The 17,054-nt window shown below is 71.2% G+C and carries 15 protein-coding genes and 1 pseudogene; 15 read left to right on the plus strand and 1 reads right to left on the minus strand.

Translation table 11 applies throughout. The annotated features are described in order from the left end of the window. From argF to H9L09_RS20650, 3 genes and pseudogenes are all read left to right on the plus strand, one after another. A complete protein-coding gene (gene argF / locus H9L09_RS20640; RefSeq protein WP_187578644.1) occupies positions 1 to 1,002 on the plus strand; it encodes an ornithine carbamoyltransferase in 1,002 nt (333 codons plus the stop codon). 1 nt (position 1,003) lies between these two features. After that, entirely contained in the window at positions 1,004 to 1,972 is a 969-nt protein-coding gene (locus H9L09_RS20645) for a carbamate kinase (RefSeq protein WP_187578645.1), read from the plus strand. A gap of 50 nt (positions 1,973 to 2,022) precedes the next feature. After that, positions 2,023 to 3,707, plus strand: a pseudogene (locus H9L09_RS20650) (ribonuclease J). 35 nt (positions 3,708 to 3,742) lie between these two features. Here H9L09_RS20650 and H9L09_RS20655 read toward each other — a convergent pair. After that, complete coding sequence (locus H9L09_RS20655; RefSeq protein WP_187578646.1) at positions 3,743 to 4,594, minus strand: PI-PLC domain-containing protein; 852 nt, start codon at positions 4,592 to 4,594, stop codon at positions 3,743 to 3,745. A 246-nt stretch (positions 4,595 to 4,840) separates the two neighbouring features. Between H9L09_RS20655 and H9L09_RS20660 the strand changes: the two genes are divergently transcribed. The 12 genes from H9L09_RS20660 to H9L09_RS20715 all read left to right on the plus strand — a co-directional run bounded on the left by H9L09_RS20660 (position 4,841) and on the right by H9L09_RS20715 (position 17,054). Beyond that, the gene (locus tag H9L09_RS20660; RefSeq protein ID WP_187578647.1) at positions 4,841 to 5,626 is read left to right on the plus strand and encodes an LLM class flavin-dependent oxidoreductase; all 786 of its coding nucleotides are present in this window, start codon (positions 4,841 to 4,843) and stop codon (positions 5,624 to 5,626) included. 257 nt (positions 5,627 to 5,883) lie between these two features. After that, positions 5,884 to 6,975, plus strand: coding sequence for an SDR family oxidoreductase (locus H9L09_RS20665; RefSeq protein WP_246456145.1), 1,092 nt, complete (start codon positions 5,884 to 5,886; stop codon positions 6,973 to 6,975). A gap of 43 nt (positions 6,976 to 7,018) precedes the next feature. Next, entirely contained in the window at positions 7,019 to 9,085 is a 2,067-nt protein-coding gene (locus H9L09_RS20670) for a dehydrogenase (protein WP_187578648.1), read from the plus strand. An 85-nt stretch (positions 9,086 to 9,170) separates the two neighbouring features. Further along, entirely contained in the window at positions 9,171 to 10,376 is a 1,206-nt protein-coding gene (locus H9L09_RS20675) for a hypothetical protein (RefSeq protein ID WP_187578649.1), read from the plus strand. Then, on the plus strand, positions 10,376 to 10,621 hold the full coding sequence (locus H9L09_RS20680) for a hypothetical protein (protein WP_187578650.1): 246 nt from the start codon (positions 10,376 to 10,378) through the stop codon (positions 10,619 to 10,621). Before H9L09_RS20675 ends, H9L09_RS20680 begins: the two co-directional genes overlap by 1 nt. Before the next feature lie 84 nt (positions 10,622 to 10,705). Then, positions 10,706 to 11,056, plus strand: coding sequence for a UBP-type zinc finger domain-containing protein (locus H9L09_RS20685; RefSeq protein WP_187578651.1), 351 nt, complete (start codon positions 10,706 to 10,708; stop codon positions 11,054 to 11,056). A gap of 168 nt (positions 11,057 to 11,224) precedes the next feature. Further along, the gene (locus tag H9L09_RS20690) at positions 11,225 to 11,665 is read left to right on the plus strand and encodes a hypothetical protein (protein WP_187578652.1); all 441 of its coding nucleotides are present in this window, start codon (positions 11,225 to 11,227) and stop codon (positions 11,663 to 11,665) included. 146 nt (positions 11,666 to 11,811) lie between these two features. Further along, entirely contained in the window at positions 11,812 to 12,279 is a 468-nt protein-coding gene (locus tag H9L09_RS20695) for a DUF7144 family membrane protein (RefSeq protein ID WP_187578653.1), read from the plus strand. 82 nt (positions 12,280 to 12,361) lie between these two features. Then, positions 12,362 to 14,290, plus strand: a complete 1,929-nt coding sequence (locus H9L09_RS20700; protein WP_187578654.1) for a glycoside hydrolase family 15 protein — start codon at positions 12,362 to 12,364, stop codon at positions 14,288 to 14,290. Positions 14,291 to 14,330: 40 nt separating this feature from the next. Continuing rightward, positions 14,331 to 15,704 (plus strand): DUF2252 domain-containing protein, encoded by a 1,374-nt coding sequence (locus tag H9L09_RS20705; protein WP_223164147.1) that lies wholly within the window; start codon positions 14,331 to 14,333, stop codon positions 15,702 to 15,704. Further along, entirely contained in the window at positions 15,701 to 16,543 is an 843-nt protein-coding gene (locus H9L09_RS20710; protein ID WP_187578656.1) for a YhjD/YihY/BrkB family envelope integrity protein, read from the plus strand. The genes H9L09_RS20705 and H9L09_RS20710 overlap by 4 nt, the downstream gene beginning before the upstream one ends. Before the next feature lie 16 nt (positions 16,544 to 16,559). Next, a complete protein-coding gene (locus tag H9L09_RS20715; protein ID WP_187578657.1) occupies positions 16,560 to 17,054 on the plus strand; it encodes a PH domain-containing protein in 495 nt (164 codons plus the stop codon).

The raw sequence follows: 17,054 nt of genomic DNA on the forward strand, positions 1-17,054 counted from the left end.
ATGGCCTTCAACCTGCGGCATCGCAGCTTCGTCAAGGAGGTCGACTTCACCCCCAAGGAGTGGCGTTTCCTGCTCGACCTCGCGGCCGAGCTCAAGCTGGCCAAGTACGCCGGCTCCGAGCAGCCCAGGCTCGCGCGCAAGAACATCGCGCTGATCTTCGAGAAGACTTCGACCCGCACCCGGTGCGCCTTCGAGGTCGCCGCCTTCGACCAGGGCGCGCGCGTCACCTACCTGGACCCGTCGGGCTCCCAGATCGGGCACAAGGAGTCCATGGAGGACACCGCCCGCGTGCTGGGCCGGATGTACGACGGCATCGAGTACCGCGGCTCGGCCCAGGAGAACGTCGAGGTCCTCGCCGCGTTCTCCGGGGTTCCGGTCTGGAACGGGCTGACCACCGAGTGGCACCCGACCCAGTCGCTGTGCGACATGCTGACGATGCGCGAGCACACGTACAAGCACGACGAGGAGATCTCGTTCGCCTTCCTCGGCGACGCCCACAACAACGTCGGCAACTCGTTGCTGGTGGCCGGCGCGATGATGGGGATGGACGTCCGGATCGTCGCGCCCCGGGAGCTGTGGAACCACGACGGGGTGGTCAAGCAGGCCCGGGACATCGCCGCCGAGACCGGCGCCCGGATCACCCACACCGAGGACGTGGGCGAGGGCGTGGACGGCGTGGACTTCGTCTACACCGACGTCTGGGTCTCGATGGGCGAGCCCATGGAGACCTGGGAGGCGCGTATCGACCTGCTGCGGCCCTACCAGGTCAACCCGGACCTGCTGACGCTGACCGGGAACCCGCAGGTCAAGTTCATGCACTGCCTGCCCGGCTTCCACGACCGGCACACCAAGGTCGGCGAGGAGCTGTTCCAGAAGACCGGAATGACCGCCCTCGAGGTCACCGACGAGGTGTTCGAGTCGCGGCACTCGATCGTCTTCGACCAGGCCGAGAACCGGATGCACACCATCAAGGCCGTGCTGGTCGCGACGTTGGGCGGCTGAGGTGCGCATCGTGATCGCGCTCGGCGGCAACGCGCTGCTGCAGCGTGGCCAGCGGCCCGACTGCGACGTCCAGGAAGCCAACGTCGCCCGGGCGGTCGCCGCGCTGGCACCGCTCGCCGCCCATCACGAGATCGTGATCACGCACGGCAACGGCCCCCAGGTGGGCGTGCTGGCGCTGCAGAGTGCCTCCGACCCGCACCTCACGACGCCGTACCCGTTCGACGTCTTGGGCGCCCAGACGCAGGGTATGATCGGCTACTGGCTGCTGCAGGCGATGCAGAACGCGCTCCCGGGCCGCCAGGTCGCGGCGATCATCAACCAGACCCTGGTGGAGGCGAACGATCCCGCCTTCCAGTCCCCCAGCAAGTTCGTCGGGGAGGTGTACGACGAGGCCGAGGCGCACCGGCTCGCGGAGCTGCGGGGCTGGACCGTGCGACCCGATGGTGACGTGTGGCGGCGGGTGGTGGGCTCGCCGAAGCCCCGGCGGGTCGTGGAGACCCGGCTGATCCGGCTCCTCCTCACCAGCGGTGCCGTGGTGATCTGCGCCGGAGGCGGCGGGGTCCCGGTGATCCGCAACGAGCAGGGTCACCTCGAGGGGGTCGAGGCCGTCGTCGACAAGGACCTGACCACGTCGGTGCTCGCCGAGGCGCTCGAGGCCGACGCGATGCTCGTCCTGACCGACGTCGCCAACGTGGCGCGGCACTACGGCTCCCCGCAGGCCACGCCGATCCTGCGCGCCACCCCGGCGGCGCTGCGCCGGGAGTCGTTCCCGGCGGGCTCGATGGGTCCCAAGGTGGAGGCGGTGTGCCGCTTCGTGGAGGTCACCGGCGACATGGCGGCGATCGGCAGGCTCGAGGACGCCGTCGCCATCATCGAGGGAACGGCCGGCACCGTCGTGACCCCGGCCGGGGACTACGGCGGACCCGACGACCTCCGCCCCGGGAGGCCCGCACCGTCCGGGCCGGCCTGATCACGCACCGCGGGGCGCGCGCCGTCCGCACTCTCCGATAGCGTGACGCTGTGAGCCACCCGCACCCAGAACTCGCCCTGCCCCGAAACTGCCCCGCAACGGGCTCCGCGTCGTCGGACTCGGCGGGCTCGGTGAGATCGGCCGCAACATGACCGTCTTCGAGCACGCCGGAAAGCTCCTGATCGTCGACTGCGGCGTGCTCTTCCCCGAGGAGCACCAGCCCGGCATCGACGTGATCCTGCCCGACTTCAGCTGGATCCGGGACCGGCTCGACAGCATCGTCGCGGTGGTGCTGACCCACGGGCACGAGGACCACATCGGTGGCGTCCCCTACCTGCTGCGCGAGCGCGCGGACATCCCGGTGGTCGGGTCCCGCCTGACGCTGGCGCTGATCGACGCCAAGCTCAAGGAGCACCGGATCAAGCCGCGGCTGATGCCGGTCAAGGAGGGCGAGACCAAGAAGCTCGGCCCCTTCGACCTCGAGTTCCTCGCGGTCAACCACTCGATTCCGGACGGCCTGGCCGTCGCCATCCGCACCCCGGCGGGCGTGGTGCTGCACACCGGCGACTTCAAGATGGACCAGTTCCCGCTCGACGGCCGGATCACCGACCTGCGCGGTTTCGCGCGGCTCGGCGAGGAGGGCGTCGACCTGTTCATGGTCGACTCCACCAACGCCGAGGTGCCCGGATTCACGATGTCCGAGCGCGACCTCAGCCCGGCGATCGACACCGTGTTCCGCACCGCACCCCGCCGCATCATCGTCTCCAGCTTCGCCAGCCACGTGCACCGCATCCAGCAGGTCCTCGACGCCGCGCACGCGCACGGCCGCAAGGTCGCCTTCGTCGGCCGTTCGATGGTGCGCAACATGGGGGTCGCCCGCGACCTCGGCTACCTCCGCGTCCCGGAGAACCTGATCGTGCCGCTCGAGCAGCTCGAGCGGATGAAGGCCGACAAGGTCGCGCTGGTCTGCACCGGCTCCCAGGGCGAGCCGATGGCCGCGCTCTCCCGGATGGCCAACCGTGACCACAAGATCCGGGTCGGCGAGGGCGACACCGTGCTGATGGCCAGCTCGGTCATCCCGGGCAACGAGAACGCCATCTCCGGCGTGATCAACGGACTGACCCGGTGGGGCGCCAACGTGGTCCACAAGGGCAACGCCAAGGTCCACGTCTCCGGCCACGCGAGCGCGGGCGAGCTCGTCTACTGCTACAACATCGTCCGACCCGGCAACGTGATGCCGGTCCACGGCGAGTGGCGGCACCTGCGCGCCAACGGCGACCTCGCCATCAGCACCGGCATCGATCCTTCACGCGTGGTGCTCGCCGACGACGGGGTGGTCGTCGACCTGGTCGACGGGCGCGCCAAGATCACCGGGAAGGTGCCCGCGGGCAACGTCTACGTCGACGCCGCGACCGTCGGCGGCGCCACCGAGGCGTCGCTGCGGGACCGGCGGACGCTGGCCGAGGAGGGCGTCGTGACGGTGCTGGCGATCGTCGACGCCGACAGCGGCAAGCTGGCGGAGCCGCCGGACTTCCTGATCCGCGGCTTCGTCCACGACCAGGCGGCGTTCGAGGCCGCGGTGCCCGTGGTCGCCAAGACGCTGGAGCGTGCGGCACTCGAAGGGATCGGCGACTCCCACCAGCTCGAGCAGATGATCACCCGCGACGTGGGCCAGTGGGCGCACAAGAAGTTCCGTCGCAGCCCGCTGATCATCTCCATCGTCATCGACGCCTGAGTCCGGGACGCCACCCGTCGGCAGGTGGCGCGACCTCAGCGCTGCCGGTCGCGGTAGCGGGCGAAGCCGGTGAGGTCGTCGGTGTTGATGTAGTCGACGCCGGCCTCGGTGAGCACAGCCCACAGGTTCTCCGCGTCCGGGGCGGTCGGCTGTGGTGCGCCGTACAGCCGGAGCCGGGTGCCGGCGGCGTGGACCGCGGCGACGAGCTTGTCCAGGCGGGCGCGTTGCGGTCCCGGCATCCGGCCGAGCCCGTTCCAGGCGAAGAACGTCCGCCAGCGGGCCGAGGCCAGCGGCGCGACGGCCTCATCCAGGTGTCTGTCGTCGAACCTGCCGAGCGCGACGTCGTACCCGTAGTAGCGGACCTGGTCCCGGGCCGGCGGCTGCGGGGTCTCGTTGCCGCTGAGGACGACACTGACCGGTCCCGGGGTGGCGACGCAGCCGCGGTACCCGGTGAGGATCTCGGTGTAGGCGGCGAGCAGGGGGTCGAGCAGGCCAAGCGTCTGGTGCGGGTCACCCTTCACGTCCAGGAGCAGCTGGACCGGGGCGAGGGTGCGCCCATCTGCCTGCGCAGCGCTGACCCGCCGGCGGAGGGGTTCGAGGTACAGGCTGGTCAGGGTGCGGCCGGGACGCGTCTGGTCGCGGGTGTGGCCGACCAGGAGTCGCCCGGCGACGGGCCAGATGTCGGCCTCGACGCTGTCGAACCCGGCAGCGAGCGCGTCGGTGAGCGGGTGCGGGTGCAGGTAGTCGTTGTGGGCGTGCCCGTCCGGGACGCCGCCCACCGTGACGGCGGCACAGTTGGTCGGCAGAGTCACCGGGGGTACCGCCATCAGGTCCAGGACGGTGGAGGTGCTGAGTGCGACGGCGCACAGCAGGATCCGGATCCGCACCAGGTCGGTTCCCTTCCCCCCACGTCGTGGCTGAGTACGCCGCACACGGGGGTCTGACCCGAGGCAGGGCATGGGGAGGGTACCCACCTCGGCCGTATCCGATGCGACCGGCGGCGATACATCTGCGTCCGCTCCCCCGCGATGGGTGGGGGCCGCGGGTGCCATCGGATCCGACCGGCCTTGAGGACGCGCCGCGTGGCGACCCCGGCAGCGGCATTTCGGAGCAGACCCGACATGATCGGCGCCATGACCACGCGCCGCGGACTGTTCGTCGCCCCGTTCGATGCGCTCGCCGACCCCGGGCTTGTGGGCGACCTTGCCGCCAGCGCCGACGCGGCCGGCTGGGACGGCTTCTTCGTCTGGGACCACTTGCAGTACGGCGACCGCGTCAGCGCGATCGCCGACGTGTGGACCTGTTGCGCGGCTGTCGCGATGCGGACCGAGAAGCTGCTGTTCGGGCCGATGGTGACTCCGCTGGCGCGGCGCCGGCCGCAGGTCCTGGCTCGGCAGGCCGCGAGCCTGGCGGTGCTCTCGGGTGGCCGGTTCGTGCTCGGCCTGGGGCTGGGCGACGACTGGGTCGGAGAGTTCAGCTCCTTCCGCGACGAGCCCGATCCGAAGGTGCGCGGCCGGATGCTCGACGAGGGACTCGAGGTCCTGACCGCCCTGCTCTCCGGGGAGCAGGTGGACCACGACGGGAACCACTACACCGTGCACAGCGCCGGCTTCCACCCGGCGCCCTCGGTGCCGATCTGGCTGGCGGGGCGGTTCGGCAACCAGGCGCCACTGCGCCGGGCTGCGAGACATGACGGGTTCTTCGTCATCGGCCTGGACTCGCCCGGCGACCTCGGCGAGGTGAGCGCCGCCCTCTCCGAGCATGAACCGGCGCCCGGCTTCGAGCTGGTGATCGACCTCCAGCCCGAGCAGGCTCCGGTGCCGTGGCTCGACCGCGGCGCCTCCTGGGTGCTCACCCGGATCGGCCCGTTCGACCTCGACCTCACCGAGGTCCGGCGGATCGTCGAGGCGGGCCCCTGAGCCGCGCCACGTGAGCCGCGACCGCTGACCGGCGTCGCAACGTGCCTCCGCGACGGCGTGCCAGGGCCGAAGGACACCTGTCGGGGGTCCGTCGCGCAGCCTGCCGGCGGCGGCACGACGGACCTTCGGCCCCTTTCTGGGTCTGCGGTGCGCGGGGCGCCCGGACGCCTCCTCGAGGCACACCGTCGACCGGTCGGCGTGGGTAGCATCGAGTCCTCGGGGGGTGGTTCGCCGGTGGGCCGGAGGAGGCGTTTCGCGTGACGGTGCTGCTGATGACGGGTTTCCCCGGCTTCCTCGGCTCGGCGCTGCTCCCCCGGTTGCTCGCCCGCCGCGACGGCGTACGCGCCGTCTGCCTGGTGCAGGAGCAGCACTTGGCCGAGGCGCACGGCAGGCTCCGCGCGATCGAGGCCACCCATCCGCACACGCACGGTCGGATCACGCTGGCGACCGGGGACATCACGGCTCCCGATCTCGGCCTGTCCGCCCCCGACCTCGCCGACCTCGAGGACGTCACCGAGGTCTGGCACCTCGCGGCGGTCTACGACCTCGCCGTCGCCGAGACCGTCGCCCGCCGGGTCAACGTGGACGGGACGGCCCAGGTCCTCGCCTTCTGCCGGACCCGGCCGCACCTGACCCGGCTGCAGTACGTCAGCACCTGCTACGTCAGCGGCGAGTATGCCGGCGAGTTCGCCGAGGACGACCTGGACGTGGGGCAGACCTTCCGCAACCACTACGAGTCCACCAAGTTCCAGGCGGAGGAGCTGGTGCGGGCGGCCATGGACGACGGCCTGCCGGCGACCATCTACCGTCCGGGGATCGTGGTCGGGGACTCGCGCACCGGAGAGACGCAGAAGTACGACGGCCCCTACTTCCTCGCCGCGTTCCTGCGCCGGCAGCTGCCGGTCGCCGTGGTCCCCGCGGTCGGCAACCCCGACCGGGTCCGGGTGTGCCTGGTGCCCCGCGACTTCGTCGTCGAGGCGATGGACCAGCTCTCGGTGCTCGACACCTCCCGGGGCCGGTGCTACGCGCTCACCGATCCCCACCCGCCCACGGTCCGTGCTCTCGTCGACACCTTCGCCCGGCACCTGGGCAAACGCGTGCTGTGGGTGCCGGTGCCGCTCGGCGCCACCCGGGCGGCGGTGGGACGCGTGCCGGGGCTCGAGTGGTTGCTGGGCCTGCCGGCCGAGGCGCTGGACTACTTCGCCTCACCGACCACCTACTCCACCGCCAACACGCTCGCCGACCTCGTCGGCACCGGCCTGACCTGCCCGCGGTTCGAGACCTACGCCGACCGGTTGCTGGACTTCATGGCCGGCCACCCCGAGGTCGACGCCAAGGCGATGGTCTAGCAGGCAACGAGGTCAGCGCCACACCGCACACCAGGGAGTCACCATGCCGACCCGGACAGCGTCCACCGCACTCGTGGTCAACGTCAGCCTGACCAGCTCGCAGCGCGACTACGACGAGCACGTCACCTTCCTCGACAAGGACTTCCGCATCGTCCGGGTCGGTACGGACGGGGACGTCACCGCCGCCGAGGCGGCCGTGCGGACCTGGGCGGCCGAGGCGGACGCGATCGCGGTCACGGGCATCCGCGAGGCTCGGGCCGCCGGGCTGTACGACGGCGAGCTCGCCGCCATCGAGCAGGTCCGCCGGGCCACGTCGCAGGTGCCGGTCGCCGACGGGCACGCCCTGCGCGACGTGCTCCAGGAGTGGGCGATCCGGCACGTTCAGAACGAGATGCCCGGCTTCTTCAACAACGCCCGCACGGTCGTGCTCGGTGGCATGAACCACGGTCGGGCCACTCGCGTGCTGCGCGAGTACACCCAGAACCTGCAGTTCGCCGACCCGTTGCTGCGGCTCGACCTGCCGGCCAAGCTGGACTCGCACCCGGTTCTCGGGCTGGCGGCGCAGGCGGGCCTGTGGCCGGTCAAGATGCTTCCGGGAGCGGTGAAGTCCCAGATCAAGACCCCGGGCACCCGGATCAGCAACGCGCTGGCACGCCAGGCCGCCCACGACTGCGACGTCGTGGTCGCGACCTTCGAGGAGCTGCTCGGGTTCGGGCTGGAGGACCTCGCCGGGAAGACGGTGATCACCTCCTCGGTCTCCGACGAACAGCTCGCCGAGCTGGCCAGGCGTGACGTGGACATGGTCCTCGACACGACTCCCCAGCCGTTCCAGGTGACCGTCCAGGCGGCGGTGCTCGAGGCGATGATGCTGGCCTCGGTCCCCGGCAGCGGTGCCCTGACCAACGACGACCTCCTGGACATGATCGTCGCCGCCGGTCTCGAGCCGCGGGTGCTGTACCCGAACGGGCCGCGCCGCAAGAGCCGGTTCGCCTTCGTCATCCACCCGTTGTCGACGAAGTTCTTCCGCAACGTGGAGCCCCTCGGCACCGTCGCCAAGGTGGCGCCACCGGTGATGCTCGACGTCCTGGAGAAGACGCTCGCCTATGCGCCGCCCTTCACCTACAGCCACGTCACGGGGATCAAGTCCGCCACCGGGGCGGAGGCCGAAGGCTGGTTGATCACCGTGGGCGGCACACCGAAGGAGCTGATGGCGCACAGCCCGGAGTTCACCTACGCGCGGCTGCTCGCCGCTGCCGAGATGGCCCGGAAGCTCGGGGCCCAGGTGATGGGACTCGGCGCGTTCACCAAGGTCGTCGGGGACGCCGGGGTGACCGTGGCCAAGCAGGCGCCGCTGCCGATCACCACCGGGAACAGCTACAGCGCCTCGGGAGCGTTGTGGGCGGCCCACGAGGCGCTTGACCGGCTCGGGATCGCCGAGCTCGACGAACAGGGGCGGATCAGGGGCAAGGCCATGGTGGTCGGCGCGTCCGGCTCCATCGGCTCGGTCTGCGCGCGGCTGCTCGCGCTCTCCAGCGACGAGCTCTGGCTGGTCTCACCGGAGTCGGCCAAGCTGCTCGCGCTCAAGCACGACATCGAGCGGGGCGACCACCGGGCGCGCATCCAGGTCGCGGCCACGCCCGACGATCACCTCTCGGACATGGACCTGATCGTCACCGCGACCTCGGGAGCCGGCAAGCGGGTCCTCGACATCATGGCGGTGAAGCCGGGCTGCGTGATCACCGACGTCGCACGTCCGCTGGACCTGTCGGCGGAGGAGGTGGCCAAGCGCCCGGACGTGCTGGTGATCGAGTCCGGCGAGATCGAGCTGCCCGGTGACGTGCACATGAAGAACATCGGGCTGCCTCCCGGTGTGGCCTACGCCTGCATGGCTGAGACCGTCGTCCTGGCCCTGGAGGGCCGCTACGAGACGTTCACCGTCGGCCGCGACATCGAGTGGGAGAAGGTGAAGGAGATCTACCGGCTCGGGCTCAAGCACGGGATGAAGCTCGCCGCGATCTCCGGGGTCAACGGGGTGTTCACCGACGAGGACTTCGAGCGGATCCGCGGCCTCGCCCTCGAGCACCGAGCGCCGGCCGACGCCGCGGTCTGACTCCGCGAGCTCGTCCCCCGTGGGGGATGCGCGTCCTTCCGTGCCGTCGCACGGTGGGACCAGCCGCACGAAGGGAGCCGTCGCGATGAACGACGACGTCAACGAGGTCGAACGTCTACGGGCGCGGGTCGCCGAGCTCGAGAACCAACCCTCCGCCCACGGCGCCGGTGGGACGCCGGCCCGTCGGACGGGGCACCGGTCCGCCTGGTGGGCGGTCTCCTCCGCGGTGCTGCTCACCCTCGCGTGCGTGCTCGCGCCGCTCTCGGCCGTGGCGGTGTGGGCCAACGCGCAGATCTCCGACACCGACGCCTACGTCCAGACGGTGGCGCCGTTGGCCGAGGACCCCGCGGTGCAGAGCGCGGTGGCCGACAAGGTCACGGTGCTGATCTTCGACAACCTCGACATCGAGCAGATCACCACGGACGCGCTCAACACGCTGGCGGAGCAGCCGAACGTCCCGCCCCGGGCTGCCGCGCTGCTACCCGGGCTGGCCGTGCCCATCACCGACGGCGTCAAGAGCTTCACCCGCGACCAGGTCGGTGCCTTCGTCGCCAGCCCGCAGTTCGCCCGGATCTGGGAGGAGGTCAACCGCGCAGCGCACACCCAGGTGGACAAGCTCCTGTCCGGCAACGAGGGCGGGGCGGTGAGCGCGCAGGGCGACACCATCACGCTCAACCTCGGACCGATCGTGGCGCAGGTCAAGGACCGGTTGGTCGCCCAGGGCTTCTCGCTGGCCCAGAACATCCCGCCCGTCGACCAGTCCTTCGTGCTCGTCCAGTCCGACGCGATCACCTCGGCCCAGAGCTTCTACCAGCTGCTGAACAACCTGGGCTTCTGGCTGCCGGTGATCGTCGTCGTCCTCTTCGTCGGTGGCGTGATGCTCGCCCGCGACCGTCGCCGGGCGCTGCTCAAGGGAGCCCTCGGGCTCACCGGAGCCATGATCGTCCTCGGCGTGCTCCTGGCACTGGCGCGATCGTGGTACGTCGGCGCCACACCCGCCGACATCCTCACCGAGAACGCCGCGGGCAGCGTCTTCGACACCCTCGTGCGCTTCCTGCGGACGGCGCTGCGGGCCACCGCAGTGCTGGGGCTGGTGCTGGCGCTGGCTGCCTTCCTGACCGGACCGGCCTCCGGTGCCGTCCGGACGCGTTCGGCCTTCTCGGCGGGATCGGCAGTCTCCGGGCGGGGGCCCAGGAGGCCGGCTGGAGCACGGGCCGCTTCGGTGTCTGGGTCTACGCCCACCGCGCCGCGCTGCGCATCGGCGTACTGCTGCTGGCCGGGCTCGTGCTGATGTTCTGGACCCGACCCTCCGGGATGGTCGTGGTCGGTGTCGCGATCGCCGCCGTCGTGGTGCTGGCTCTCCTCGAGTTCCTCGCCGCTCCGCCGCGGCCGACCCCGGCCACCGCGGGGCCGGTCCCGGCCAGGCCCACGCTCCCCCGCCAGCGGCCGCCGGAGCCGGCGGACCAGGCCGAGCCCGCGGCGCCGGCCACGACGGAGGGCGCACCCGAGCCCGAGCATGCGCCGGAGCAGCGCTGAGCGCCGGCGGACCGATGCCGAGTCCCCCTGGACACCGACGGCCGTCAGGGCCACGCTGCACCGGAGCGAGCCGAGGAGCAGCGCATGGACGACGACATCGACGTGACGGTGGCACCGAGCGGCACCGGTTGCCTGGACTGCGACGCCGCCGATCCGCCGGGCTGGTGGATGCACCTGCGCCGGTGCGCGGCCTGCGGCCACATCGGGTGCTGCGACTCCTCGCCGGCCCAGCACGCCAGCGCGCACGCCAGAGCCACCTCGCACCGGTACATCCAGAGCTTCGAGCCGGGCGAGACCTGGTGGTTCGACTACAGGTCCGGGCAGATGCTGAGCGGCCCGGAGCTGGCGGCTCCCACGTCACGCCCCGACGGGCAGCCGTCACCGGGCCCCCAGGGCCGGGTCCCGCCAGACTGGCGGGACCACCTCCACGGGTGAGCCGCCGGCAGGCAGCACCGGAGTGCGCAGCCGGGCCGGAGACCGGGCCGGGTCTGCGCAATCTGCGGTCAGCCGCCCCGACCGCTGCCTATGGTGGAGCAGCGGTGACCCGGCAAGGGTCACCGCTCACCCGATCCGCATCCAGCCGCGGTCCAGCGGGAGGAAGACATGCCGTCCTACACGCACGAGGCCCCTCCGCCCAGCGTGGTGCCCACGCGCACCCAGCTGCAGGTCCATGCCATGCGGACCCTGGCCGGAGCCGCCCTGGTCGTCCTCGCGGCTGCGCTGGTGCACCGGGCCGGCCACCTCGATCAGCAGTGGCAGTACGTCGCGATCGCCGCCGCTCTGCTCCCGCAGTTCGCCGTCGACGCCCTCGCGGTCGGTGATGAGGACCGGCGCTCCCGGCTCCGCACGTCCCGGCGTCCCGCGCTCGTGCCGCTGCTCGCGGCCGGCGTCCTCGTCGTGGTCGCGATGACGGCCTCGATCTCCTTGGCCGCGACCGCCTCCGCCCTGGTGGCGGCCGCCGGACTCGCGGTCGCCGGCGCACCGGCCACGGTCGTCACCCCGGCCACCCGCCGTCCCGGCGCCGGTCGCCCGAGCCCTCGCTGACCCGCGGTCCCGGGACCGTCCACGACTCTCCGGGACCGGCCCTCGTCCTCGCCCCCCGGGTTCCTCATCCTCTGCGGGTGATGCCGCGCGGACCGCTCCGGCGGATCGTTCAGGGAGAAGCAGAGTCCCGTCTCCCAGGAGTGGACATGAGCGAAATGAGAGAGCAGGCACCCGCCTCCACCACCCGCGTCCCGCAGCCTCGGGCCGGGGAGGCACGAGCGCCGCAACCGACGGCGTGGACCGGATGGGTCCTGTTCGGCGCCGTCATGATGGTCCTGCTCGGGTCCTTCCAGGTCATCGCCGGTCTGGTGGCCCTGTTCGACGACGGCTACTACCTCGTGGTCAGCGACCAGCTGATGGTCAACGTCGACTACAACGCCTGGGGCACGGCGCACCTGGTGATCGGCCTGATCGCCCTCGCCGCGGGCTTCGGCCTGATGACCGGCGCGATGTGGGCACGGGTGACCGGCATCGTCGTGGCGGTCATCAGCGCCCTGGTGAACCTGGCGTTCATCCCGGCGTTCCCCATCTGGGCCGTCACCATGATCGCCCTCGACGTGATCGTCATCTACGCCATCACCGCCCACGGCGGAGAGCTCAAGACCCAGAGGTGACGCGGGCCGCCGGGTCCGCCGAGCCGTCGGGGCACCTGCACGCAGGTGCCCCGCTCCCTTTCTGCGAAGGAGCAGCGCCACCATGACCTACCCCAACATCGCCGACCACGGCCTGATCGGCGACCTCCAGACGGCGGCCCTCGTCGCCGGCGACGGATCCATCGACTGGTTCTGCTCGCCTCGCTTCGACTCGCCGAGCATCTTCGGCTCGCTCCTGGACGAGGGCCGCGGCGGTCACTTCCGGGCGCGGCCCGTCGATGACGGCTACACCAGCAAGCAGCTGTACCTGCCCGGCACGGCCATCCTGATCACGCGGTTCATGACCGAGGGCGGTGCCGCCGAGGTGGTGGACTTCATGCCGGTCAGCAGCAGCCGCGTGGCGACGGACCGACACCGCATCGTGCGGATGGTCCGCTGCGTGCGCGGACAGTTCCGGCTGGCTCTCGACATCGCGCCCCGGTTCGACTACGGACGTGGGCGGCACGAGGCCCAGCTGACCGCGGACGGGTGCGTCTTCCGCTCCGGGCAGGAGGCCGTGACCGTCAACGTCGTGCGTGAGCCGGACGACGACCGGGTCGCCCGAGTCCACCTCGACGATCACGGGGACCTGCATGCGGAGGTGCTCCTCACCGCCGGCCAGACCCGCGGGATGGTGTTGGAGACCGCGAGCGCCGGCCCGCCGCGAGCCTTCCGCGCCGCCGAGGTCCGCGGCCTCTTCGACGAGACGGTGGCTTTCTGGAAGGACTGGGTGGCCCAGTCGACGTACGTCGGTCGCTGGCGGGAGCAGCTGATCCGCTCCGCGATCACCCTGAAGCTGATGACCTACGCGCCCACCGGTGGCCTCGTCGCGGCCCCGACGGCCGGTCTCCCCGAGCAGATCGGCGGGGAACGGAACTGGGACTACCGCTACACGTGGATCCGGGACTCGTCCTTCTCCGTCTACTCCCTGCTCGGCATGGGCTTCACCGAGGAGGCGGCCGCGTTCACGGGCTGGCTCCGGGACCGCGTACAGGAGCAGGTGGGCGGCGGGGAGGGCCCGCTGAAGATCATGTACCGAGTCGACGGATCCTCGGACCTGGTCGAGGAGACCCTCGACCACTGGGAGGGCTACCGCGGCTCGCGGCCCGTCCGGATCGGAAACGGAGCCTCCGACCAGCTGCAGCTCGACATCTACGGGGAGGCCCTCGACAGCATCTACTTCGCCGACCAGCGGGGTCTGCAGATGGGCCACCAGGGTTGGCGTGCGGTCTCCGGCCTGCTGGACTGGCTGGTCGAGCACTGGGACCAGCCCGAGGAGGGGATCTGGGAGACCCGGGGAGGTCGCAAGAACTTCACCTACGGTCGGCTGATGAGCTGGGTGGCGTTCGACCGGGGCATCCGGCTCGCCACCAGCCACGCCCGGCCGGCGCACCTCGGTCGCTGGACCGAGCACCGGGATGCCATCTACGAGCAGATCATGACGAGGGGGTGGAACGCCGAGCGCGGAGCCTTCGTCCAGGAGTACGACAACACCGTCCTGGACTCGTCGCTGCTGCGGATGTCGAGCCTCGGGTTCATCACGCCCACGGACCCGCTGTGGTCCTCGACCCTGAAGGCGATGGACGCAGAGCTCGTGACGGACAGCCTCGTCTACCGCTACAACCCCGAGGCCTCCCCCGACGGGCTGCGCGGCTCCGAGGGCACCTTCTCGCTGTGCACGTTCGCGTACGTCGATGCCCTGGCGCGGGCCGGCCGCCTCGACGAGGCCGCACTCACGTTCGAGAAGATGCTCACCTACGCCAACCACGTCGGGCTGTTCTCCGAGGAGATCGCACTGACCGGCGAGCAGATCGGGAACTTCCCGCAGGCCTTCACCCACCTCTCGCTGATCGACGCCGCGATCACCCTGAACGCCCAGCTCGACCTCGCGGCCTCAGGTGCCGTCCCGGTGCGTGCCGTGCAGATCCCGGTGCAGCGAGCGGCGTCGGGGATGGTCGCCGGCACCGCCGTCTCGCAGCCGACCGGCTCGTAAGACGGTGAACGCAAACGCGCCCGGGACCAGCGCTCCCTGGTTGACCCCCGAGGATCGCGCCTGCCTCGGCCGGGAGGCGCGGGACCAGGTCCCGCCGGAGGCGCACGCCGAGCTCGTGCGGGCGGCCGGCCGGGACCCCGTGCAGGTGCTGGTCGCCGAGGATGCGTCACGGCTGCCGGATCTGGTGCCTCTCCGGCACGCCCGGATGCTCGCCTCGCCGTTCGCGTTCTTCCGCGGCGCCGCCGGCGTGATGGCCGCCGACCTGGCGCGCACCCCGAAGTCGGGGCTGACCGTCCAGCTGTGCGGGGACGCCCACCTGTCCAACTTCGGCATGTTCGCCTCGCCTGAGCGCAACCTGCTCTTCGACATCAACGACTTCGACGAGACGATCCCCGGTCCCTGGGAGTGGGACGTCAAGCGGCTGAGCGCCAGCCTGGTCATCGCCGCCCATGACAACGGCTTCACCCCGCGTCAGGCACGCAAGATCGCGCTGGCCGCCGTACGCCGCTACCAGGCGTCGATGGCCGAGCTCGCCGCCCTGGGCAACCTGGAGGTCTGGTACACGAAGCTGGACGTCGCCGAGGCACGCCGTCAGATCGGTGACCAGATAGACGCACGCACCGGAAAGCGGCTGGACCGGGCGATCGCCAAGGCCCGCAGCCGCGACCACCGGCGCTCGCTGCAGAAGCTGACCGCGATCGTCGACGGACGCCGCCGCATCGTCGGCGACCCCCCGCTGGTGGTCCCGATCTCCGACCTCGCCCCGGAGACAGCGCCCGACGCGATCGAGAGCGCCGTCGGGGATCTGCTGGAGCGGTACTCCCAGACACTCCCGGTGGGGTTCCGGGAGCTGGTGCGCAGCTACCGGTTCGTGGACATGGCCCGCAAGGTCGTCGGTGTCGGCAGCGTCGGCACCCGCTGCTGGATCGTGCTGATGGTCGGCCGCGACGAGGACGACCCGCTGTTCCTGCAGGTGAAGGAGGCCGGCCGGTCGGCCCTGGCCGACCACCTCGGCGACACCAGCAGCATCCCGCACGGGGAGCGGGTGGTCACCGGACAGCGGCTCATGCAGGCCGCCGGGGACCCGTTCCTGGGCTACCAGACCACAATCGGGCTCGATGGGCGGAGCAGAGACTTCTACGTACGTCAGCTCGCCGACTGGAAGGGCTCCGCCGACGTCGCCACCATGCTGCCGCGGATGCTGCGGTCCTACGGACAGCTGTGCGCGTGGTCGCTCGCCCGGGCGCATGCCCGCTCCGGCGACCGGATCGCCATCGCGGCCTACCTCGGTACCGACGACGTGTTCGCCCAGGCGGTGACCGCCTTCGCCGAGGGGTACGCCGAACTGAACTCACTCGACCACGCCGCGATGCGAGCCGCCGTGGAGGCCGGTCTGGTGCGGAGCCAGGGGTGAGCGCCGGCGGTGGCGGGACGACGCTCTTCCCTGCCTTCCCGGCCGCGCACCGGCTGGTGTCGGAGCTCGCACGCATCGAGCTGATCGACCGTTCGCTCGCGATCGGCGCGCAGGCCTTGCTCGCCCTGATCCCGCTGCTGGTCCTGGTCGGCGCCCTGCTGCCGGACGACGCCGGGACGACCCTGCTGAACCAGGTGCGTGACGTGATGGGCGTGCACAACGACGTCATGCAACCCCTGCGCGACGCAGGGGTCTCCCCCGACACCCAGGTGCAGGCGGGTGCGCTCAGCCTCGTGGTGGCGGTCGGCTCTGCGACCAGCTTCTCCCGGGCGCTGCAACGCATGTACGCACGGGTGTGGGAGCTGCCGACGTTCCGGGGCGTCCGTGCGGTGCGCGGCAGCCTGCTGTGGCTCCTCGGATGGGTGGCGACGCTCCAGATCAGCGCGCTCCTGCTGCGCAGCCTCACCGGTCTGCCGCTGGTGCGGATGGCGCACCTGGGGATCCAGCTCGTGGTCAACGTGCTGCTCTGGTGGTGGACCGCACGGCTGCTGCTCGGCGGAAGGGTCTCGTGGCGGTTGCTCTTCCCGGGGGCTCTCGTGTCCGGGGTGCTGGTGGTGCTGCTGGCCTACGCCTCCCAGCTGTTCATGCCTCGCTTCGCGTCCGCACAGCTCACGCAGTTCGGCGCTCTCGGGGTGGTGTTCGCCATCGCCTCCTGGCTGGTCCTGTTCGGCGGCACCCTGGTCGTCTCGGCCGTCCTCGGCCGGCTGATCACCTCACCTGCAGGGGGTGAGGCCGGTGGCCCGGCCGACGACGATGCTGGAGGCAAGGACCAGTCGTGAGAGCCGGAGGTGCGACATGGGCATCCCTGCAGATCAGCTCGGGGCGCAGGAGCACGTCGTCATGGAGCTTCGGGAGCACTGGAAGAGACTGCTCGTGCCGGGGCTGATCTGTGCCGCAGCCCTGGTCGGACTGCTGGTCGTGCTCGCGGTCGCACCCGATTCGGGTGCCTTCTCCTGGCTGGACACGCTCGGCTGGATCGCGTTCCTCGGCGTGCTGGCGGTCTTCGGTCTCTGGCCGTACCTCCGGTGGCGGGGGCGCACCTACACGATCACCAACGAGCGACTGTTGACACGCCGGGGCGTCGTACGCCGCCACGGTCGCGACATACCGCTGTCGCGGATCAACGACGTGGCCTTCGAGCAGGGGATGTTCGACCGGATGTCCGGAGCGGGAACCCTCAAGGTCTCGGCGGCCAGCGAGGAGGGGACCGTGGTCCTCCACGACGTGCCCAACATCCACGAGGTGACCCGCACGCTCAACGCGTTGACCCGCGACGCCGGCTCAGCCTGA

The organism is Nocardioides mesophilus (genome assembly GCF_014395785.1).
Classification (GTDB): Bacteria; Actinomycetota; Actinomycetes; order Propionibacteriales; family Nocardioidaceae; genus Nocardioides_B; species Nocardioides_B mesophilus.